The organism is Paracoccaceae bacterium Fryx2 (assembly GCA_032334235.1).
GTDB lineage: Bacteria > Pseudomonadota > Alphaproteobacteria > Rhodobacterales > Rhodobacteraceae > JAVSGI01.
In genome coordinates, this window is the sequence record JAVSGI010000005.1 from 1,456,846 (window position 1) to 1,478,461 (window position 21,616).

Annotated in this window: 20 protein-coding genes and 1 tRNA gene; 8 read left to right on the forward strand and 13 right to left on the reverse strand. The window is 67.2% G+C overall.

What is annotated here, in order from left to right:
- The first annotated feature begins 5 nt into the window (after window positions 1-5).
- A tRNA-Glu gene (locus tag RNZ50_16240) sits at window positions 6-80 on the forward strand.
- A gap of 157 nt (window positions 81-237) precedes the next feature.
- Here RNZ50_16240 and RNZ50_16245 read toward each other — a convergent pair.
- From RNZ50_16245 to RNZ50_16290, 10 genes are all read right to left on the reverse strand, one after another.
- Window positions 238-873, reverse strand: coding sequence for a hypothetical protein (locus tag RNZ50_16245; protein ID MDT8856542.1), 636 nt, complete (start codon window positions 871-873; stop codon window positions 238-240).
- A 125-nt stretch (window positions 874-998) separates the two neighbouring features.
- Complete coding sequence (locus RNZ50_16250; GenBank protein ID MDT8856543.1) at window positions 999-1,424, reverse strand: hypothetical protein; 426 nt, start codon at window positions 1,422-1,424, stop codon at window positions 999-1,001.
- 152 nt (window positions 1,425-1,576) lie between these two features.
- Window positions 1,577-2,392, reverse strand: a complete 816-nt coding sequence (gene istB / locus RNZ50_16255; GenBank protein MDT8856544.1) for an IS21-like element helper ATPase IstB — start codon at window positions 2,390-2,392, stop codon at window positions 1,577-1,579.
- Window positions 2,389-3,897: an IS21 family transposase gene (gene istA, locus RNZ50_16260; protein ID MDT8856545.1), complete on the reverse strand. Its 1,509-nt coding sequence runs from the start codon at window positions 3,895-3,897 to the stop codon at window positions 2,389-2,391. Before istA ends, istB begins: the two co-directional genes overlap by 4 nt.
- Window positions 3,898-3,967: 70 nt before the next feature.
- The gene (locus RNZ50_16265) at window positions 3,968-4,750 is read right to left on the reverse strand and encodes a hypothetical protein (GenBank protein ID MDT8856546.1); all 783 of its coding nucleotides are present in this window, start codon (window positions 4,748-4,750) and stop codon (window positions 3,968-3,970) included.
- A gap of 213 nt (window positions 4,751-4,963) precedes the next feature.
- The gene (locus tag RNZ50_16270; GenBank protein MDT8856547.1) at window positions 4,964-5,224 is read right to left on the reverse strand and encodes a hypothetical protein; all 261 of its coding nucleotides are present in this window, start codon (window positions 5,222-5,224) and stop codon (window positions 4,964-4,966) included.
- A gap of 351 nt (window positions 5,225-5,575) precedes the next feature.
- Window positions 5,576-6,760, reverse strand: coding sequence for a globin-coupled sensor protein (locus tag RNZ50_16275; protein MDT8856548.1), 1,185 nt, complete (start codon window positions 6,758-6,760; stop codon window positions 5,576-5,578).
- A gap of 255 nt (window positions 6,761-7,015) precedes the next feature.
- Complete coding sequence (gene coaBC / locus RNZ50_16280; protein MDT8856549.1) at window positions 7,016-8,212, reverse strand: bifunctional phosphopantothenoylcysteine decarboxylase/phosphopantothenate--cysteine ligase CoaBC; 1,197 nt, start codon at window positions 8,210-8,212, stop codon at window positions 7,016-7,018.
- A gap of 132 nt (window positions 8,213-8,344) precedes the next feature.
- A complete protein-coding gene (locus RNZ50_16285; protein MDT8856550.1) occupies window positions 8,345-9,190 on the reverse strand; it encodes a ChaN family lipoprotein in 846 nt (281 codons plus the stop codon).
- A 2-nt stretch (window positions 9,191-9,192) separates the two neighbouring features.
- On the reverse strand, window positions 9,193-10,071 hold the full coding sequence (locus RNZ50_16290) for an RNA polymerase factor sigma-32 (GenBank protein MDT8856551.1): 879 nt from the start codon (window positions 10,069-10,071) through the stop codon (window positions 9,193-9,195).
- A gap of 55 nt (window positions 10,072-10,126) precedes the next feature.
- On the opposite strand from RNZ50_16290, the gene cobU reads away from it, so the two are divergent.
- The 4 genes from cobU (at window position 10,127) to RNZ50_16310 (ending at window position 13,792) form a co-directional block, all read left to right on the forward strand.
- On the forward strand, window positions 10,127-10,687 hold the full coding sequence (cobU, locus tag RNZ50_16295) for a bifunctional adenosylcobinamide kinase/adenosylcobinamide-phosphate guanylyltransferase (GenBank protein ID MDT8856552.1): 561 nt from the start codon (window positions 10,127-10,129) through the stop codon (window positions 10,685-10,687).
- Complete coding sequence (locus RNZ50_16300; protein ID MDT8856553.1) at window positions 10,684-11,262, forward strand: histidine phosphatase family protein; 579 nt, start codon at window positions 10,684-10,686, stop codon at window positions 11,260-11,262. Before cobU ends, RNZ50_16300 begins: the two co-directional genes overlap by 4 nt.
- 76 nt (window positions 11,263-11,338) lie before the next feature.
- Window positions 11,339-12,220: a glutathione S-transferase N-terminal domain-containing protein gene (locus tag RNZ50_16305; GenBank protein MDT8856554.1), complete on the forward strand. Its 882-nt coding sequence runs from the start codon at window positions 11,339-11,341 to the stop codon at window positions 12,218-12,220.
- A 57-nt stretch (window positions 12,221-12,277) separates the two neighbouring features.
- A complete protein-coding gene (locus RNZ50_16310) occupies window positions 12,278-13,792 on the forward strand; it encodes a YifB family Mg chelatase-like AAA ATPase (GenBank protein MDT8856555.1) in 1,515 nt (504 codons plus the stop codon).
- An 8-nt stretch (window positions 13,793-13,800) separates the two neighbouring features.
- On the opposite strand, the gene gshB is transcribed toward RNZ50_16310, so the two are convergent.
- Genes gshB through rsmI form a run of 3 tightly spaced genes read right to left on the reverse strand, consistent with a single transcriptional unit; the run spans window position 13,801 to window position 16,031 of the window.
- On the reverse strand, window positions 13,801-14,745 hold the full coding sequence (gshB, locus tag RNZ50_16315; protein ID MDT8856556.1) for a glutathione synthase: 945 nt from the start codon (window positions 14,743-14,745) through the stop codon (window positions 13,801-13,803).
- A gap of 60 nt (window positions 14,746-14,805) precedes the next feature.
- Entirely contained in the window at window positions 14,806-15,159 is a 354-nt protein-coding gene (locus tag RNZ50_16320) for a YraN family protein (GenBank protein MDT8856557.1), read from the reverse strand.
- Window positions 15,156-16,031: a 16S rRNA (cytidine(1402)-2'-O)-methyltransferase gene (gene rsmI, locus RNZ50_16325; GenBank protein ID MDT8856558.1), complete on the reverse strand. Its 876-nt coding sequence runs from the start codon at window positions 16,029-16,031 to the stop codon at window positions 15,156-15,158. Before rsmI ends, RNZ50_16320 begins: the two co-directional genes overlap by 4 nt.
- Before the next feature lie 86 nt (window positions 16,032-16,117).
- On the opposite strand from rsmI, the gene RNZ50_16330 reads away from it, so the two are divergent.
- From RNZ50_16330 to murJ, 3 genes are read left to right on the forward strand one after another with little or no spacing between them, the layout of a single operon-like run.
- Window positions 16,118-17,299, forward strand: a complete 1,182-nt coding sequence (locus RNZ50_16330; protein ID MDT8856559.1) for a penicillin-binding protein activator — start codon at window positions 16,118-16,120, stop codon at window positions 17,297-17,299.
- Between the two features lie 37 nt (window positions 17,300-17,336).
- Window positions 17,337-20,075: a [protein-PII] uridylyltransferase gene (locus RNZ50_16335; GenBank protein ID MDT8856560.1), complete on the forward strand. Its 2,739-nt coding sequence runs from the start codon at window positions 17,337-17,339 to the stop codon at window positions 20,073-20,075.
- Window positions 20,072-21,616, forward strand: coding sequence for a murein biosynthesis integral membrane protein MurJ (murJ, locus tag RNZ50_16340; protein ID MDT8856561.1), 1,545 nt, complete (start codon window positions 20,072-20,074; stop codon window positions 21,614-21,616). The genes RNZ50_16335 and murJ overlap by 4 nt, the downstream gene beginning before the upstream one ends.

A 21,616-nucleotide genomic window follows, 5' to 3' on the forward strand; every position in this document is an offset into this window, starting at 1 on the left:
GCTGTGGCCCGTTCGTCTATCGGTTAGGACACCAGGTTTTCAACCTGGTAAGAGGGGTTCGACTCCCCTACGGGCTGCCACTCAACCTATGCAAGTTGTTGACTTCACTCAACATTTCGCAAGGTTGAAAATCTCTACCCACAATCTACCCATGACAAACTGACCCCTGAAAACCCCACTTCGGGCGCTGCGATAGGCTGAAAGCGATCACGCGAACGTGAACGCTTGGCCTTTGTTCTAGGGCTTCGGCGGCACAAGCGCCCCGCCGTCCTGTAGCGCCTCAAGCATCTTCAAGGGGTCAAGAGCCTTCGAACGGCGACCCTCAATCTTCTTCTGGTAGCGCCCGGCGTCCGGCCCCCAATCGAAATAGATGCCATGATCGGGCTTCCGAAGCTGTTCCGCTTCGTGAGCGTCGATTGTAAGTCGAATGGTGGACAGAAGTAGCGTCGTGTCCTTGCCGATGATCTTCCCGAAAACTTCAAGTTCGTAGTCGCCTGCGGCGAAGTCGAAGCCCCGAAGGTCGGTCGGGGTCAGGAAGTGATGGTTCGTCGCAATACCCTCTTGTCCGACGAACAAGCCGCTACCCCGCGCCAAGTCTTTTTCGCCGTAAACCCAAACGTTAAAATTCTGTTGTGTTTCGCCTCGGCGCAAACGAATGAACAAATGTTCAAGCACGATGCCACGCTTTCCTGTTGAATATAGAAGCGTTCGCAAGAAAACCTTTGATATGCCGCCTTCGTTCCCGTCGGGGCCGAAGAACAAGACAGTCGGGCGTGTCATTTTCAGCGCCCCCCGTCGAAGGTGCGTTAGCCACAACGTTACGCCCGAAACGAACAACGCAAGAACCGAAATTCCGATAGTAAAATACTGCATCCCGTGGCCCCGCGTGTTGATGCCCCAAGATGCAGCGCGAAACCTGCCGAAGCAATGAAAAAGACCCCCGAAACCTTGCGGCAAAGGGGGTCAGTCGGCTTCCAAAGTGGCCCTGTGGAAGATCGTTAGAAGGCGGTTGCGGGGATGCCCACAAGCAAGCGGTCGGCGTCGGGGTCAAAGCCGCCTGCAAGGGCCGCTTGGCGCAAGGTCTGCCCTTGGGCGACCCTGACCACGGCGCAGGCCGGGAAGCCCCGCAGCGGGTCAGCCTGCGCGGCCCCTGACAGCCATTCGACATGGGCAGCACGTTCCCCTAGCCGGGGTTGCCCCTCTGACGCCGCAAAGGTCGGTTCGGGCACGTCAGACGCCACCAGAAGGGGCAGACAGCCCAAGGCGATAGCGGCGGTCAGGTCGGGCGGCAAATCGTCCAGGGTGATGCCCACAAGCTGCCCGAAGGGGCTTCGCGGGATGGTATCGCCGAACGGGCTGCGACCGTCACGCGACGACGCTGCAAGCCATTCAGACAGTTCGGCCATTTGGGCTGCGGCGGTCATTGGCCTTCACCCGGCGGAACAAGGGGGCGTTCACGTCAACATGACCCGCAGCCGAACGGTCGGTGTAGCGCGTCAACCAGCATGTCCGTGACGGTCAACCACGTTGGCCGGTTTTAGGCCGCTGGGTTGGCGTATCTGGAATTGTTTTTCGCTCAGCCTTCTCCTTTGTCCTTGTTGTCGGCGATGGTTGTCGTTGGCGGTCTGCTCAGCGCCTCTTTGTTGGAGGCGGCCGCGCGCTGGCGGAAGCTTTCGGCATTCATCTCCAGGATCGCTGCGTGATGAACCAGCCGGTCGATGGCGGCGACGGTCATCGCCTTGTCCGGGAAGATCTGGTCCCAGCCGCTGAAGGGCTGGTTGGCGGCGATGGCGATGCTGCGGTATTCGTAGCGCCGGGCGATCAGCTCGAAGAGCACGCCTGTCTCGGCCTGATCCTTGTGGGCGTAGGTGATGTCGTCGAGGATGATCAGGTCGAACTTGTCGAGCTTGGCGAGCGCGGCTTCGAGCACCAGATCGCGGCGGGCGGCCTGAAGTCGCTGCACCAGATCGCTGGTGCGGGTATAGAACACGCGGTGTCCCCGCTCGATCAGGGCATGGCCTATCGCGCAGAGAATGTGCGTTTTGCCCGTGCCGGAATTGCCGATGGCGATCAGATTGCCGCCACCCTCCAGCCAGTCGCCGGCCGCCAAGGCCTCGATCCGGGCGCGCGGCAGGGTTGGCAGCGCCTTGAAGTCGAAGGTCGCCAGCGTCTTGCCAGCCGGTAGCTGTGCCTCGTTCATGTGGCGCTGAATGCGGCGCATGTCGCGCTCGGCCAGTTCGTATTCCGCGAGGACAGCCAGAAAGCGGGCAGCGGGCCAGCCTTCGGTGTCGGCACGGGTGGCGATGTCGGCCCAAAGCTTGTGGAAGCTGGGCAGGCGCAGCGCGGTCAGCATGCCTGGCAGCGTGTGGATGTCGATCTCGCGGGAGGTCATGCGCAGGCTCCCAGAAGGGCATCGAAGCTGTCGAGCGAGGGATGGGCGACGGCAACATCTCTCGGCAGCGCCGTTTGCCGCGGGTTCAGGCAGGATGCCAGAGGTCCGGGATCGGGCACCCGGCCCGCGTCCAATTCTGCTGCCAGCAGATGTGCCAGTTCCGCCTCGCAGGCCCGGTCGTGGGCGATGAACAGCAGGTCGACCATGCGGCGGCAGGCGTCGCGGCGGGGCAGATCACGCTGCAGCACCTGCCAGGCTGCAGCGTATTCGGTTCGCGGGAACAGGCTGTCGCGGTAGATCGAACTCCACAGGGCTTGCGGTTTGCGCCGCAGCGCGTGGATGACGTGATGGTAGTTGATGACATGCACGCGATGGCCGTCGCCGCGACCACGCGCCCTTGTATGGCTGACGACCAGGGTGCTGCCGAGAAAGGCCTCAAGGCGATCGTCGTAAAGGTGGACCCGCAAGCGCTGCCCGATCAGCTGCGACGGGGCGCTGTAGAAGATGCTCTTGACCAGAAAGCCGCTGGTGCGGGTGACCGGAACCACGGTCTCTGTAAAGTCGGTGGTGCGCCGGGACGGCAGGGGCTTCAGATGCGCCTGTTCCGCCTGAACCGCGATCGCCCGCTGCCGGTTGCGCCGTGCCACCAGAATGTCGATGAAGCGGCGGTAGTCCTCAATGCTGGCGAAGTCGCGGCTGCCGCGCAGGATCAGCGCCTGTTCGATGGCCTTCTTCAGGTGCCGGTTCTGGGATTCCACCGCGCCGTTCTCATGAGCTTCCCCGCGGTTGTTGCGACTGGCCTCCATGCCGTAATGGCCGACGAAGGCATTGTAGCGCGTGGTGATATCCTGGCGCTGGTCAGCCGTCAGGTTGCGGAAAGCGGCCGAGAGGCTGTCGGTGCGATGCTCCTGTGGTGCCCCGCCGAGCGACCAGAGCGCCTGCTGCAGGTTCTCGGCCAAGGCCGTGAAGCTCTCCCCGCCCAGGACCACCCCGACATGCTCCCACCGGCTGTAGACCATGACGAAGTGGTAGAGCAGATGCGGGAATAGCTGGCCCGCGATCGTCACCTCCAGCTCCTCGGCATGAGTGAAGTCGGACTGGGCCATGCGGCCCGGCTCCGGCGTCTGGCGGAAGATGATGTCGCGCTCGGGTCCGTTCAGCGCCCGCCACTGCCGCACCCGCCGTTCCAGGGTGCGCCGGATCCGGTCATCGGGGAAGGCCAGCGGGTGCAGGCCCTGAAGGTGGCGCAGCAGGGTGACGGCCTGCAAGGCGCTGTCCCTCTCCAGCAAGGGAAGGATGTCGCCCTCCCAATAACCCTCGAGGGGATCGGCCACCGTGCGCCCGTGAACGATCTTGCGGTTCGAGGGCAGCGTCGGGTTGGCATCGAACCGTCGGGCCGTGCGCTCGCTGAACCCGGCGCGGGCGGCCGACGTGCGCTGACTGTGATATCGGAGGTCGGACATGTATAATCTCAATTGCTGGTCGTTGATGGGTTTGTAGGCCAACCCGGATCCTCCGTTTGACGGCAGAGGAACCCGGCTTACCAACCCGCAGCGACCAGCACCTTCCCCGAAATCAATCAGGCCGGTGGGGCTGCCCTCCAGACGGGCATGCCCGTCTTCCGTTCAGCCCCACCGGCCAAGGTGGTTGTCGGCACCGGCCAAGATGGTTGTCGCGCAACACCCGGCGGAACAAGGGGGCGTTCACGTCAACATGACCCGCAGCCGAACGGTCGGCCAACGCCGCCGTGAAGAAGGCTTGTTCAAGCTTCCGCAGCCCGGCTTCCATGCGGTCGGCTTCGCTGGCAATCGCGACGCTCTTTTGCATGTGGGCAAGGTCGTCGGGCGCGAAGGCTTCAAGCGCGGTGGAAACAAGGTTCATACGACGTTCCGGGCTGTTCACCCCGGCGAGATAGCCCGGCCCGGTGCCGATTGCCCGCGCTGTATCCAAGTCAGTGCGGCAGAGTTCGGCCAAACGCATAGGCCAATCGGGATCACCCTTCGCGGCCTGTTCACGGCAATATTGGCGAATTTCGCTGTAAACTTGGGCTTTCGACGGGTCCGGTTCAAGCACGGCGAACGCCCGTTTCTTCGCGGCGTCGGCTTCACGGTTGCCAAATCCCCGAATACTTTCAATCGACTTCGAAACTTCCTTTTTGATGTTCTGAAACAAAGCTTTCGCGCCTTCGTGCTTTGCATCGGTCGTAATCGCCGTGGATTTCGAAAGCTGTTCCAGCCGCAAAATGCCTTCCGAGATTGCGTACTTTGCCCGCGTCGCTGCGGTGCCCGGCACGGGGTCAACCTCGTCAATATTCATGCCGAAGAAATTGACGCGATACCCGACTTCAAGACGCGCCATATCGAGAAATTCAGAATGGGCGGGGTTTGCGTTAAGGGCACCTCGATTTTTCCTTGTTCTCCGCTGTTCAGGGCTGGTTTGGCGGCCTGAAGGCTGCGGGAAGCGGCTTGCTGTAGTTTTCGGCGGCGTAGTTGGAGGCCATTCCGCCCGGCTATGGCGGGCCGCGGCCTCTTCGGCCTGAAGTCCGCGCCCCGGATTACGCCGGACATGGGTTCAGGCGGCGGAGCTGGGCGAGGCGGCGCATGTTGTAAGCGAGGTTCGACCCGTGCAGGAAGTCTTGCCCTGCAAGGTGAAGTAAAATTCCCATGACTTCGATACCTGTTCGACGCCCTTTGCGTTGACATGCTTCGTCACCCGCAGGAACAGCCCATCGGCAAGCTTGTCGCGAAGGCGCATGACGGTCTTGCCCGGTTCCGGCCCGTCAATCGACGCAATGAACTTGTCGTCCAGCTTCTTGTAATCCCGAAGCGACATGCCGAAACCCCTTTGCCTAAGCGTTGCCTAAGCAATAACGCAGAAGTAGGCGGTCAAGTCCAGACAGCGACAGACGAAACAATGCCGCAAGCAATTGGAAACAATAGGTATTTCAGACGACCCCAGACGGTAGCAGACATACTAATGGACGCCCTACGGGCTGCCACTTTTCCCCATCCTGCTGCCGGTTGACCGAAAACCGCAAGACTGTCTTTCCACAGACAGGCCCGCAAGTCGATTGGCCGGGTAGCGACCTGCCTTTGGTCCTGTGACCAGGAATGGGCGGCCGTGGCGTCAGCGCCCTGTGGTCGGCCGCCCGACCCTTCGGCCCGGGCGAAAGGCTGTCGTGCCTTAGGCGTGCGTTCTGCGGTGCCGCCGCGACGATGGCAGATGATAGAGGCCCTGGCGGTCCTTGACGCTTTGCGGCCCGGGCGCGGGCTTGCCCGGATCGGCCGACGCCGAGGTCATCGTCTGGCCGACCTGGTCGAGACGCTGGATCGCCCGGTTGATCTGCTCGACCCCGATGGTCTGCTCGTGGCAGGACGCCGCGATTTCCGACACCAGTTTCGAGGTGCGCTGGATGTCGGGGACCAGCCTGCTCAGGCTCTCGCCCGCGTGCTCCGAAATTCCGAGCGTCTTGTCCGCCAGCGCCCCGATCTCGCCCGACGCAAGGTCCACCCGTTCCGCGAGTTTGCGAACCTCTTGCGCCACGACGGCAAAGCCGCGCCCGTGTTCGCCGACGCGGGCCGCCTCGATCGCCGCGTTCAGTGCCAGCAGATCGGTCTGGCGCGCAATCTCCTGCACGACCTGCACCTTGTCGACGATTGTGCGGATCGCCTCGACCGACCGGCCGACCGCTTCGCCGCCCGCCCTGGCACTTTCGGCCGCCTGACCGGCCGCCCGCTCGGTCTCGGCCGCATTGTCGGCATTCTGGCGGATATTGGCGGTAATCTCTTCCATCGCCGACGAGGCTTCGCTCAGCGACTGCGACAGGTTCGCCGCCACCGCGCGTTCGGCGCTCATCCGCTCCTGCTCGGCCTGCACTGCGGCGAAATAGGTCGAGATCGAATAGTCCATGTCGAGGATCGACAGCTTGATGATCCGCCCCAGCATCGCAGTGGCATGGGCGACCCGCCGACGGCTGACCAGCCCGCGACCCAGCAGCACCGGCAGCATGGTCCGCACCGCCTCTTCAAGGATCAGCGAATAGGCCCCGAGATACCAGCGCGGATCAAGCCCGATGCGGGCATGGGCACTCCCGATCCGCGATACTTCCGTGACATAATCCTCGTCGACGCCGCCACTGGTCAGGCGCTTCCAGTGCTGGCTCTGCTTGGCATGGGCCGCGTCGATCCGTGCGGGGTCGGAAAAGAAGCTGGCCGCACCGGGCGTCTTTCGCACCTGATCATAGAAGGCAACCAGCCCGCGCTCCACCGCGGCTTCGAAAAGGTCGCCATGCCGGGCAACCTCTGCGAGATCCTGTTCGGTGATCCGAAGGAAGGCGAGACGTTCGCCAAGTGTGCCGATAGTGCTCATTCCGTCTCTCTTTCTGACGCGACCGATGCTCTCTCGATAGGCCACATTCGGAAAGAACTCATGAATCCCGGTTGGTTCTCACCGGCCGCGCGGGCAACGAAGGTGCCGGATTTTCGGGTGCATTTGACCCATCCTCGGCCCCATCGGTGCCATGGCGGCAGGCAGGCCGGAAGCGGGCGCCGCCCAGCCGGCAGAGCGGACAACCGCCCTTTCTCATTGGCCCAAATATCCCCGCCGGAGGCTCCGCCCGACCCGCTAGGCCAGCGCCTCGGCGATCCGCCCCGCCAGTCGCCGCGCCACCGCGTCCTTGGCCATCCGCGGCCAGACCTCCGCCCCGTCGGCAGTGATCACCGTCACCGCGTTTTCCGCCCCGCCCATGATGCCGCTGCCGGGCGACACGTCATTCGCCACGATCCAGTCGCAGCCCTTGCGCAGGCGCTTGGCGGTGGCATGGGCCAGCACGTCGTCGGTCTCGGCGGCAAAACCCACCACCAGCCGGGGACGCCCGGCGGCCATCTGCGCGATGGTTGCCAGAATATCGGGATTCTCGGCAAACTCCAGTGCGGGGGGGCGGCCGGTGGCGTCCTTCTTCAGCTTCGACCCCGCGGCATTGGCCACCCGCCAGTCGGCCACGGCAGCGGCAAAAACCGCGGCCTCTGCGGGCAGCGCCGCCTGCACCGCCACCAGCATCTGCCGCGCGGTTTCCACCCGCACCACCCGCACCCCGCCCGGCGGCGGCACCTGCGCGGGCCCGGTCACGAAGGTGACCTCCGCCCCCAGCGCGGCCAGCGCCGCCGCCAGCGCCGAGCCCTGCGCGCCCGAGGAGCGGTTGGCGATGTAGCGCACCGGGTCGATCGGCTCATGCGTCGGGCCCGAGGTCACCAGCACATGCCGCCCCGACAGCGGCCCGGCCCCGAAGGCCGCCTCCACGGCCGCCACGATCTCCAGCGGTTCGGCCATCCGCCCCGGCCCGTATTCGCCGCAGGCCATGTCGCCCTCGTTCGGCCCGACCACCAGGACCCCGTCGCCGCGCAAGCTCGCCAGATTGCGCCGGGTGGCGGGATGCTCCCACATCCGCACGTTCATCGCGGGGGCGACCAGCACCCGCTTGTCGGTGGCCAGCAGCAGGGTCGAGGCGAGATCGTCGGCCACCCCCGCTGCCATCCGCGCCATCAGATCTGCGGTCGCCGGAGCCACCACCACCAGATCGGCGCTGCGCGACAGCTGGATGTGCCCCATCTCGGCTTCGCTCGTCAGATCGAACAGGTCGCGGAACACCTTGACCCCGGCCAAAGCCGACACCGAAAGCGGCGTGACAAACTCTCCCCCCGCCCGCGTCAGCACCGGGGTCACCGCCACGCCCCGCTCGCGCAGGCGGCGGATCAGGTCGAGCGACTTGTGGGCCGCAATGCCGCCGCCGATGATCAGAAGAACCCGTTTGCCCGCCAGCATCGCCCAACCCCCTGAAACCTGAGGTCAGGTGTAGAAGCGGCGCGCGGCGAACTCAACCTCTACCACCCCGATCCGGCGCCGGGCCGCCGGGTGCCCAAGACTTTTAAGCAAAAGTCTTGGAAAAATCTTGCTTCAAGATTTTTCCGGCTCGAATGCGGCGCAGGGGTCTTCGCGCGCGGCAGGCGCCGTGACGATCCACAGGTCGAACGGCGCAGCCAGCGCCGGGGCCTCTTCCAGCAGCCCGACCGACAGCACAGTGACCTGCGGCGCCGCCAGCGCCAGCGCCGCGGGCATCCCCCGGTCGCGGCGGGCATGGCCGTTGCCGGTGATCACCGCCACCGGGCCGCCGGTGTCCTGCAGCGCCTGCAGCGCGGCGCGTGCCAGCACGGCGTCGCGCAACCGCTGCACCGCGACGAAGCCCGGCAGCAGGTCGGCGGGCAGCGCGTTGCAATGGGCCTCGGCCTGTTCAGCCTCGCGCGCCGCCTGGTCGGCCGGGGCGAGGGCGTCTGCCAGACCGAAGCGACCCGCCTCGGGCCCGAAGGCCGCCACCGGGCCTGCGCCGATCGCCGACCGCGCCTCGTCGCGCGGCACGGCCGCACCATAGATCCGGGCTTGCGGTGCGGCGGTGAAGATCGGGGCATACATCGCAAAATCCGGCCAGCCAGAGGAGTCCCACTCCAGCGCCCGGCCCAGCGCCACCGGATCGGCCAGCAGCGCAGGCGTCACCCGCGCCGCCTGCGCCTCGGTCAGCATCTCGAACACGATAGCGGCGGGCTGCAGGGCCCGGACCGCAACGGCCTGATGCTGATGGTGAACCGCGTTGTCATGCACCTCGCCCAGCACGATCACATCCGCGCCACGCGCGCCCAGAGCGTCCAGAGCATCCGGCTGCACTTCCGAAGCCCGGGCGAACCCTGACCAGATCAGCGCGACAATCGCCGCGCGCGCCACCAAGGCCACCGGATGCACCCGTTTCATTTTCATTGCAGGAAGTGATGCACTTCCCGCGACTGCATTTCAAGACTGCGGCGCAGCTTGCCGAACGCGGACGCCTCCAGCTGACGAACCCGCTCCTTCGAAAGCCCCAGCTCGGCACCCAGGCTTTCCAGAGTGCGCGGCGTGTCGCGCAGCTTGCGTTCGGTCACGATGAACCGTTCGCGCGCATTCAGCCCGCCCATCGCCGCCACCAACCAGCCGCGCAGCCTAGCCGCGTCATGCGTGCCCTCGACCACCTCGGCGGCCTGCGGGCCGTCATCTTCCAGCGCGTCGATCCATTCGCGGCCCTCGTCCTCCGAAGACTGCGTTGCATTCAGCGAGAAATCCGACCCCGACAGCCGCCCCTCCATCATCTCGACATCGGCCATCGACACGCCGACCTCGTGCGCCACCAGTTCGCGCAGCTGGTGCCCGTCCAGACGTTCGCCGCGCTGCGCCGCCTCGCGTTCCAGCTTGGCCTGAACCCGGCGCATGTTGAAGAACAGCGCCTTCTGGCTGGATGTCGATCCGGTCCGCACCATCGACCAGTTGCGCATCACGTAATCCTGGATCGAGGCCTTGATCCACCACACCGCATAGGTCGAGAACCGCACGCCGCGATCAGGGTCGAACTTGTCGGCCGCCTTCATCAGGCCCAGCGAGGCCTCCTGGATCAGGTCGTTCATCGGCGCGCCGTAGCGGCGGAACTTCGAAGCCATCGAGATCGCCAGCCGCATGTAGGCGGTGATCAGGCGGTGCAGCGCCGCCTCGTCGCGCTGGTCGCGCCAGGCATAGGCCAGCCGCAACTCGGTTTCCGCATCGAGCAGTTCTGCCTTCATCGCCTTGCGGGACATGGATTGGTCGGTATAAGCGTCGAGTGCCATCAGATACCCCCTCTCGGCCATTTTGCCGTCTTCGAGAAACCTACGAGGCAAGTCCGTGAGCGGATCACCGGAATATATCGATTTCCTGCCACATCTTTCATTTGTGATCGGCGGGGCCAGGTCTGGCAAGTCACGCATCGGAGAGGCGCTGGTGACCGCGACCGGACGCCGCCGCATCTACATCGCCACCGCCGAAGCCTGGGACGACGAAATGCGCGCCCGCATCAGCGAGCATCGCTGCGACCGGGGCGGCGGATGGCAGACGGTGGAGGCGCCGCGCGACCTCTGCGGCGCTTTGTCGCAGGCTCCGGCGACTGCCTGCATTCTGGTCGATTGCGCAACGCTGTGGCTGACCAACCACATGCTGGCCGAGGCCGATCTCGATGCCGAAACAGACCGGCTGCTGGCCGCCCTTGCCGCCTGCGCCGCCCCGGTCGTCATGGTCAGCAACGAGGTCGGCTGGTCCATCGTGCCCGACAATGCGCTTGCCCGCCGCTTTCGCGATGCGCAGGGGCGGCTGAACCAAAGGCTGGCAGCGCAGGCGGGGCTGGTGCTGGCGGTGATGGCCGGCCTGCCGCTGGTGCTGAAGGGGCGGATGCCGCGGGGGCTGGCTTGACCCGGCTCTGGTGGGTGCGCCACGGGCCGACGCATCAGAAAACCTTCGTCGGCTGGCGCGACGTGCCCGCCGACCTGTCGGACACACGGCAGATCGCCCGGCTGAACGCGCATCTGCCGCAAGGCGCACTGCTGGTCGCCTCCGACCTGATCCGTGCCTCTGCCACCGCCGACACGCTGGGCATGGGGCGCGAGCGCCTGCCCGACGCCCCCGCCCTGCGCGAGTTCAACCTCGGCGACTGGGACGGCCGCCATTACAGCGACGTGGCCAAGACCGACCCGAAGCTCAGCCGCGCCTATTGGGAGGCGCCGGGCGACGTGGCCCCGCCGAACGGCGAAAGCTGGAACGCCGCCGCCGCGCGGGTCGGCGGGCATGTGGCGCAGGTGTTGCAGGCCCATGCCGGGCGCGACATCGTGCTGGTGGCGCATGTCGGCGTGATCCTGACGCAGGTGCAGGCGGCGCTGGGCATCAGCCCCTATCAGGCGCTGGCCTACAAGATCGACAACCTGTCGGTGACATGCATCGACCATGACGGCACCGGCTGGCAGGTTCGGGCGATCAATCACACGCCGTGATGCCCGCCGTCACAAATCCGCGCTTCCGGCGCGCGCCGCCCTCGCCTAGCCTCGGGCGACATGAACGGAGCATCCCATGACCTACGATCTTGCCATCGGTGACCGTGCCTATTCCAGCTGGTCGCTGCGGGGCTGGCTGATGTTCGACGCCTTCGGCATTCCGGTCCGCACCCAAACCGCCCGGCTTTACACCGACGAACTGCCGCAGCTTCTGGCCGACTTTCCGCCCGCCCGCACCGTGCCCGTGATGCGCGCGCCCGATGGCGCGGTGGTGCCCGAAACCATCGCGATCGCCGAGGAACTGGCCTCGCGCCACCCCGAAGCCGGGATCTGGCCCGCCGACGCCCGCGCCCGCGCCGCAGCAAGGGTGCTGGCGGCCGAGATGCACGCAGGCTTCACCGCGCTGCGCAGCCATTGCCCGATGAACCTGCGCGTCAGCTATCAGGGGTGCGAGCCGACCGACGCGGTGCTGGCCGATCTGGCGCGGCTGGAAACGCTGTGGGCCTGGGCGCGGGCGCAGACCGGGTCGCAAGGCCCGTGGCTCTGCGGGGAATACAGCGCCGCCGACGCCTTTTTCGCACCGGCGGCCGGCCGCATCGCCACCTACAACCTGCCCGTCGGCCCCGGGGCGGCCACCTATGTCGCGGCCCACCTTGCCCACCCGTCTTTCCGCCGCTGGCGCGCGATGGGCATGGTCGATGGCGCCGATCAGGATTTCTACCGCCGAGATATTGCCCGCCGCCCGTGGCCCGGCCCCGCCCCGCTGCCCGCCCGCGCCGTGGCACATGGCCCCTCGGTCAACCCGGCCTGCCCCTATTCCGGCGATCCGGTCACCAACTTCATGGAGATGGGCGGCAGGGTCTGGGGCTTCTGCAACCCGTTCTGCCGCGACAAGACCTTGGCCGACCCCGGGGCCTGGCCGAAGTTCACGGCCCTTCAGGCCATTTACACTTCCTAAACCATTCCGCCCTACCCGTTAATCAAGGTAAACGGAAAGACGGAACATGGCGCAGCAATGGTAGCCCGGGCCTTCACTGTGGCCTTCGAAGGCGTCGAGGCCCGCATCGTCGAGGTGCAATGCGCCATTGCGGCGGGCCTGCCCGCCTTTGCCATCGTCGGCCTGCCCGACAAGGCGGTGTCGGAGGCGCGCGAGCGGGTGCGCGCGGCGCTGGCATCAATGTCGATCGCGCTGCCCTCCAAGCGCATCACGGTGAACCTGTCGCCCGCCGATCTGCCCAAGGAAGGCTCGCATTTCGACCTGCCGATCGCGCTGGCGCTGCTGGCGGCGCTGGAGATCATCCCGAAGGACGAGGTCGAACATACCGTGGCGCTGGGTGAGCTGTCGCTCGACGGCCGCCTGATCCCGGTGATCGGCGCCCTGCCCGCCGCGATGGCGGCTGCCGAGGATGAACGCGCGCTCTTGTGCCCCAAGGCCTGCGGTGCCGAAGCGGCCTGGGTCGGCGCGACGCAGGTGCTGGCAGCCAATTCGCTGGACGAGGTGGTGCGCCACTACACCGGCCAGTCGCCCCTGACCCCGGCCGAGGCGGGCGAGGTCCACGCCCTGCCGCAGGGCCGCGACCTGCGCGACGTGAAAGGGCAGGAACGCGCCAAGCGCGCGCTGGAAATCGCGGCCGCCGGTCGGCACCACATGCTGATGGTAGGCTCTCCCGGGTCGGGCAAGTCGATGCTGGCGGCGCGCCTGCCCGGCATCCTGCCGCCCCTGTCGGCGGTCGAGGCGCTGGAAACCTCGATGATCCACTCGCTGGCGGGGCTTCTGACCGAAGGCGGCATCAGCCGCGCCCGCCCCTTCCGCGAACCGCACCACACGGCCTCGCGGGCGGCCATCGTCGGCGGCGGCCGGGGGGCCAGGCCGGGCGAGATCAGCCTCGCGCACAACGGCGTGCTGTTCATGGACGAGTTTCCCGAATTCCCGCGCGACGTGCTGGAAACCCTGCGCCAGCCGATCGAGACCGGCGAAATCGTGGTGGCCCGCGCCAATGCCCATGTGCGCTACCCCTGCCGCTTCCTGCTGGTCGCGGCGGCCAACCCGTGCAAATGCGGCTACCTGACCGACCCGGCGCGGGCCTGCGCCCGGGTGCCCGCCTGCGGCGAGGACTACCTCGGCCGGATCTCGGGGCCGCTGCTGGACCGGTTTGACTTGCGCATCGAGGTGCCGCCCGTGGCCTATACCGACCTTGACCTGCCGTCGACGGGCGACACCTCGGCCACCATCGCCACCCGGGTGGGGGCGGCGCGGGCGCGCCAGACCCTGCGCTTCGCCGCACACCCCGAAGTGCGGGTGAACGCCGAAGCCGAAGGCGCGCTGCTTGAGGAGATCGCCACCCCGGATGCCGAAGGCCGGGCACTCCTGGCGCGGGTGGCCGAACGCTTCGGCCTGTCGGCGCGCGGCTATCACCGCGTGCTGCGGGTGGCACGCACCATCGCCGACCTGGACGGGGCGGCCAACGTGCGCCAGCCCCATGTTGCCGAGGCCGTCAGCTACCGCCTTGCGGTCGGCCCAAAGGGCTGACGGCCGCGTCAGATGCCGCGCTTCGCCTCGATCACCTCCCAGATGCGGGCGGCGGCGTTGATGCCGCCGAACCGCTCCAGTTCCTGCAGGCCGGTGGGCGAGGTCACGTTGATCTCGGTCAGCCAGTTGCCGATCACGTCGATGCCCACGAAGATCTGGCCCTTGTCGCGCAGCACCGGGCCGATGGCGGCGCAGATTTCCAGATCACGCGGCGTCAGTTGCGCGGCCTCTGCCCGCCCGCCGACATGCATGTTGGATCGGGTCTCGCCCGCCTGCGGCACGCGGTTGATCGCCCCCACCGCCTCGCCATCGACCAGGATCACCCGCTTGTCACCCTTTGCGACATCGGGCAGGAACTTCTGCACGATCAGCGGCTCGCGGCTCATGCCGGTGAACAGCTCGTGCAGCGAGGCAAGGTTGCGGTCATTGGGGTCCAGCCGGAACACCCCCGCCCCGCCATTGCCGTAGAGCGGCTTCAGGATGATGTCGCCATGCCGCGCCTTGAAGGACCGGATCGTCGCCAGATCGCGCGCGATCATCGTCGGGGGAATCAGCTCGGGAAACCGCAGCACCAGCAGCTTTTCGGGCGAGTTGCGCACCCAGAACGGGTCGTTCACCACCAGCGTGCGCGGATGGATCATTTCGAGGATATGCGTGGTGGTGATGTAGCCCATGTCGAACGGCGGGTCCTGCCGCAGCCAGACCACGTCGAAGTCGCCCAGATCGACCTCGGCCTCGGGGCCGTAGCTGACATGGTTGCCAATCTCGCGCCGCAACTCGACCGGGAACCCCCGCGCCGTCACCCGGCCCTCGTCGAAGGCCAGCTTGTCGGGCGTATAGAAGAACAGCGCATGACCGCGCGCCTGCGCCTCCAGCGCAATGCGGAACGTGCTGTCGGCGTCGATATTGACGGACCCGATCGGATCCATCTGCAAGGCAACTTTCAGGGCCATCGGCATCTCCCGGCGTGATGCCCCTAAATGACGCAACCCCCGCCCGGTTGCAATGCAGCCTCAGGCGGCAAACGCATTCTCGAGAATCTCGATCCGGCCGACCGCATCGACCAGCGCCACGTCGAACCGCGAGTCGGTGCCCTGCCCGCGCGGTTCCCCGGCCAGAAACTCCGACGCCGAGGCATAGATCCGCGCCATCTGGCGCGGGGTCAGATGTTCGGCGGCCATGGCATGGGTGGCGCTTTGCTTGACCTCGATGAAGATCACCCCGTCGCCATCGCGGGCGATCAGGTCGATCTCGCCGCCGGTGCCACGCCATCGCGTCGCGGCAATGCCCCGCCCGGACCGTTCATAAAGGCGCGCCACCGCCGCTTCCGCAGCCAACCCCGCGCGATGCGATACCAACCCGCTCATTCCGCCTCCGCCAATCTCAAAGCCACCTGATAGACCTCGCGCCGGGGCAGACCCAAAGCCTCTGCCACCTGCGCCGCCGCATCCTTCACCGATTGCCCCTTCAAAGCCTGCAACAAGGCCCCCTCCAGCGTTTCCGAATCCGCCCGCACGCCATGCGCCCGGTCCACCACCACGACAATCTCGCCCTTCACCGCCCGGTCGGCGAAATCCCGGGCCAGATCGCTCAGCGTGCCGCGCGACACTTCCTCGAATCGCTTGGTCAGTTCCCGGCACACCGCCGCCTCCCGTTCCTTGCCGAACGCTACCGCCATTTCCCCTAATATTCTCCCAACGCGTTTCGGAGATTCGTAAAACACCAGCGTCGCGGGCACGCCCGCCAGTTCGGCCAGAAACTTCGCGCGGGCCCCGGCGGTGGGGGGCGGGAAGCCTGCGAACAGGAAGCGGTCGCTCGGCAGGCCCGCCACGGTCAGCGCGGCCAGCACGGCCGAGGGGCCGGGGGCGGCCAACACCGGGTGCCCCCCCGCTATCGCGGCCCGTGCCAGCTGATAGCCCGGATCGGCGACCAGTGGCGTGCCCGCCTCGGAGGCGTAGGCCACCGACTTGCCATCTTCCAGCGCGCGCATCAGGCGCGGGCGCACCGCCTCGCCGTTGTGGTCGTGATAGGCCAGCAGCGGGCGCGACCCGAGGGCCACGCCATGAATCTCCATCAGGTGGCGCAGGGTGCGGGTGTCTTCGGCGGCCAGCACATCGGCGGATGCCAGAATGTCCAGCGCCCGCAAGGTGATGTCGCGTGCCGCCCCGATCGGGGTCGCAACGAAATGCAGCCCCGGCGCAAGCGGCCGGGCCTGTGGCCGTGGATCGCCGATGGTCACTGCGGGCACCCTTCCAAAGTTTACTTCCCCCGGCGGAACGCATAATCTGGCAAGGTTGCCGCGCCCATGGGATGAGGATTCCGTTCATGTTGTCTGTTTTGAGTCTCGCCCGCAAGTCGCTGGGCCGAATGGCGGTCGCGCTGGCCGCTGCCGCGGTGACCGCCTGCACCCCGATGGGCACCGCCACCACCGCGGGCGGCCCCGCCATCGACACCTCGGCCCCGGTTCCGGTGGCGCTGCTGGTGCCCGCAGGCTCGGGCCAGGCCAGCGACGAGCTGCTGGCGCGCAGCCTGCAGAATGCCGCCCGGATGGCGATTGCCGACCTTGGCACGGTGAGAATCGACCTGCGGGTCTATCCGACCAGCGGCCAGCCCGGCCAGGCGCAGGCCATGGCGTCCAAGGCGATGGACGAAGGTGCCAAGATCATCCTCGGCCCCGTCTTCGCGCAGGAAGCGAACGCCGTCGGCGTGGTGGCCGCCGCGCGCGGGGTCAACGTGCTCAGCTTCTCCAACAACACCGACATCGCGGGCGGCAACGTCTTCGTGCTGGGGCCGACCTTCCGCAACACCGCCGACCGGCTGGGGCGCTATGCCGTCCGGCAGGGCCAGAGCCGCGTGATGATCGTGCATGACCGGAACACGGCGGGCGAGCTTGGCCGGGCCGCGATCCAGCAGGGCGTGGCGCAGGCGGGCGGCACTGTGGTCGCGGTCGCCAGCTACGAATTCTCTCAGAACGGCATCGTGCAGGCGGTGCCCGGCATCGCCGCCACTGCGCGCAGCACCGGCGCGCAGGCGGTGTTCCTGACGGCCGACACCGCAGGCGCGCTGCCGCTGGTCACGCAACTGCTGCGCGACAATGGCGTCAACCCCGAGGCCACGCGCTTTGTCGGCCTTACCCGCTGGGACATCCCGTCCGCCACCCTCGGCCTTCCCGGCGTGCAGGGCGGCTGGTTCGCGCTACCCGACCCCTCGCTTTACCAGCAGTATACCGCGCGCTACCAGACGGCCTTCGGCGAGGCGCCGCACCCGATTTCCGGCCTTGCCTATGACGGCATCGCGGCGATCGGCGGGCTGGTCAAGCAGGGCCGCACCAACGCCCTGACCGGGGCCGGGCTGACCCAGGGCTCCGGTTTCGTCGGCGTGAACGGCATCTTCCGGCTGCGCAGCGACGGAACCAACGAACGCGGTCTGGCCGTGGCGCAGATCCGCAACAACCAGGTGGTGGTCATTGATCCAGCCCCCCGCAGTTTCGGCGGTGCCGGCTTCTGAGCCGGCATCTCCGGCGCCCGTTCCCGAAGCCACGCCCATGCTGCCGGAGGTCGAGATCATCGACCCCCGCGCGCTATTGCTTGGCATCGCCGCCGAGCTCGGGGCGGGGGCCGTCACCGATGCCCGCGCCGCGCGCGCGCTGGTGGTGCGCCACCTGAACCAGGCAAGGATCCAGGGCAACGAGGCGCTGGCCGCCGCCTTTGCCGCCCGCCCGCGCGACGCCCGCGCCCTGATCGCGGCACAGTCCTGCCTGACCGACGGTCTGGTGACGGTGGCGCTGGACGTGGCCACCCGCCACCTGCACCCGCTGGCCAACCCCACCCAGTCCGAACGCATCGCCGTGCTGGCCGTGGGCGGCTATGGCCGCGCCGAGATGGCGCCGCATTCGGATGTTGACCTGCTGTTCCTGACCCCGTGGAAGATCACCCCCTGGGCGGAATCGGTGATCGAAAGCATGCTTTACATGCTGTGGGATCTGCGCCTGAAGGTCGGCCACGCCAGCCGGACGGTGAAGGACTGCATCCGGCTGGGGCGGGAGGACATCACCATCCGCACCGCCCTGCTGGAATACCGCTTCGTCGCGGGCCACCAGCCGCTTGCGGCCGAACTTGGCGACCGGCTGCGCGCCGAGCTGTTCCGCAACACCGGCCCCGAGTTCATCGAGGCCAAGCTGGCCGAACGCGCCGAACGCCACAAGCGGCAGGGCGGGCAACGCTATGTGCTTGAACCCAACGTCAAGGAAGGCAAGGGCGGGCTGCGCGACCTTCAGACCCTGTACTGGATCGGCAAATACCTTCATGCCGTGCCATCCTCTGCGGGGCTGGTGGCGGCGGGCCTGTTCTCGCGCGACGAATACGACACCTTCGCCCGGGCCGAGGAATTTCTCTGGGCGGTGCGCTGTCACCTGCATTACAGCAGCGGCCGCGCGATGGATCAGCTGACCTTCGACGCGCAGGTCGATGTTGCCGAACGCATGGGTTACCGCGATGCCGGCGGGCGGCGGGCGGTCGAAATCTTCATGCAGGACTATTTCCGCCACGCCACGCGGGTGGGCGAGCTGACCCGGGTGTTCCTGACCCAGCTCGAAGCCCGCCATGTGAAAAGCGAACCGGCGCTGATCGGCCTGTTCCGCCGCCGCAAGCCGGTGCGCCCCGGCTTCACCCTGGTGCAGGGCCGGATCGACGTCAGCGACGGTGCGGCCTTCCTGGCCGACAAGCTGAACCTGCTGCGCATCTTCGAGGAGGCGCTGCGCACCGGCTACCTGATCCACCCCGCCGCCATGCGGCTGATCGCGGCCAATCTTGCCCTGATCGACGACGAGATGCGGACCGACCGCGAGGCGGTGCGGATCTTCCTCGACCTGCTGCTGAAACACGGAAACCCCGACCGCGCCCTGCGCCGGATGAACGAGCTTGGCGTGCTGGGCGCCTTCATTCCCGAATTCGAGCCGATCGTCGCGATGATGCAGTTCAACGTCTATCACCACTACACGGTCGACGAGCACATCATCCAGTGCATCTCGACCCTGGCGCAGATCGAGCGCGGCGAGCTGGTCGAGGAACTGCCGATCGCCAGCCGCATCCTGACCGAAGGCATCAACCGCAAGGTGATCTATGTCGCCCTGCTGCTGCATGACATCGGCAAGGGCCGCCCCGAAGACCATTCGATCCTCGGCGCGCAGATCGCCCGGCGGGTCGTGGCCCGGCTGGGCCTGACCACCGACGAGGCCGAAACCGTCGAATGGCTGGTGCGCTATCACCTGCTGATGTCCGACATGGCGCAGAAACGCGACATCAGCGACCCGCGCACGGTGCGCGATTTCGCCAAGGCGGTTAAGACGAAAAAGCGGCTGGACCTGCTGACCGTGCTGACGGTCTGCGACATCCGGGGCGTGGGGCCGGGCACCTGGAACAACTGGAAGGCCATGCTGCTGCGCAGGCTTTACCGCGACACGGCCACCGCGCTGGAAGGCGGGCTGGAAACCCTGAACCGCGAAAAGCGCGAGGACGAATCGAAGCGCCTGCTGCGCGAACGCCTGGCCGACTGGGATGCGAAGGATCTTCGGGTCGAAACCGCCCGGCACTACGCGCCCTACTGGCAGGGCCTGTCGACCGACACCCATGCCGTGTTCGCGCGCCTGCTGCTGGGCCTGTCGGAAAGCGAGATCCGCGTCGACCTGCATCCCGACCCCGACCGCGACGCGACGCGCGCCTGTTTCGCGCTGGCCGACCACCCCGGCATCTTCTCGCGGCTGGCGGGGGCGCTGGCGCTGGTGGGGGCCAACGTGGTCGATGCCCGCACCTACACCTCGAAGGACGGCTATGCGACTGCCGTGTTCTGGGTGCAGGACGCCGACGGGCGCCCCTACGAGGTGGCGCGCCTCCCCCGGTTGCGGGCGATGATCGACAAGACCCTGAAGGGCGAGGTCGTGGCGCGCGAGGCGCTTAAGGACCGCGACAGGATCAAGAAGCGCGACCGCGAATTCCGTTTCCCGACCCACATCACCTTCGACAACGAGGGCTCGGAAATCTACACCATCATCGAGGTCGACACCCGCGACCGCCCCGGCCTGCTGTATGACCTGACGCGCACGCTGGCGGCCAACAACATCTACATCGCCTCGGCGCTGATCGCGACCTATGGCGCGCAGGTGGTCGATGCCTTCTATGTCAAGGACATGTTCGGCCTGAAGCTGCACATCAAGGCCAAGCAGGAGGCGCTGGAGCGCAAGCTGCGCCAGGCCATCACCGACGGGGCGGAGCGCGCGCGCACATGAAGCCGATCCGTCTGGCAAGGGGCTTCCTGACGGTCGGAAGCTGGACGCTGCTGTCGCGCATCGTGGGCTTTGCCCGCGACGTGATGATGGCGGCCTACCTTGGCGCCGGGCCGGTGGCCGAGGCGTTCCTGATCGCTTTTTCGCTGCCCAACATGTTCCGCCGGTTCTTTGCCGAGGGCGCGTTCAACATGGCCTTCGTGCCGATGTTCGCCAAGAAGGTCGAGGGCGGCGAGGATGCGGCCGGCTTTGCCTCGGATGCCTTCAACGGGCTGGCGGGGGTGCTGATCGTGTTCACCCTGCTGGGCACGCTGGCGATGCCCGGGCTGGTCTGGGCGATGGCCAGCGGCTTTGCCGGGGATGCGCGCTTCGACCTTGCGGTGACCTTCGGGCGGATCGCCTTTTCCTACATCCTTTTCATCAGCCTGGTGGCGCTGCTGTCGGGCGTGCTGAACGCCTTCGGCCGCTTCACCGAGGCGTCGTTTGTGCCTGTGCTGATGAACCTGATGTTCATCGTGGCGATGCTGATCGCCGACCGCGCGGGCTGGGACATGGGGCTGACATTGGCCTGGACGGTGCCGGTGACCGGCATCGCACAACTGGCCTTCACCTGGTTCTTCGCGCGCCGGGCGGGCATCCGCATCCAGCTGCGCCTGCCCCGGATGACACCGGAACTGCGCCGCCTGGCGTGGATCGCCGGGCCTGCGGTGCTGGCGGGCGGGGTGGTGCAGATCAACCTGCTGGTGGGCCGGCAGGTGGCAAGCTTCACCGAGGGGGCGGTGGCCTGGCTGTCCTATGCCGACCGGCTGTATCAGTTGCCGCTGGGGGTGGTGGGCATCGCCATCGGCACGGTGCTGCTACCGGACCTGTCGCGCCGCCTGCGCGCGGGCGACGAGGAGGGCGGGCGCCACAGCTTCAACCGGGGCACCGAGTTTGCGCTGGCGCTGACCCTGCCCGCCGCCGTGGCGCTGGTGGTGATTGCCGAACCGCTGGTCTCGGTGCTGTTCCAGCGCGGCGCCTTCGGGCCGGACGATACCGCCAACACCGCGCTGGCGCTGGCGGCCTACGGGCTGGGCCTGCCCGCCTTCGTGCTGCAAAAGGTGCTGCAACCGCTTTACTATGCGCGTGAGGACACCCGGCGGCCGTTCCGCTTCGCCGTGCTGTCGATGGTGGTGAATGCGGGGCTGGCGGTGGGGCTGGTGCCGCTGATCGGCTTCATGGCGGCGGCGCTGGCCACCACGCTGTCGTCCTGGGTGATGGTCTGGCAACTCTGGCGCGGTTCGCGCGCCATGGGGTCGGCCTCGACGCTGGACGCCCGTTCGCGCCAGCGCCTGCCGCGCGTCGTGGTGGCTGCGGCCCTGATGGGCGGCTGCCTGTGGCTGGCGCTGCTGCCGCTGGGCCCTGCTCTCGCCACGCCCGGCCTGCGCTATCCGGCTCTGGCGGGACTGGTCGGGGCCGGGATCGTCAGCTACTTCGGGCTCGGCACGCTGATCGGGGCGTTCAGGCTGTCGGATTTCCGCACCATGCTGCGGCGCAAGGGCTGA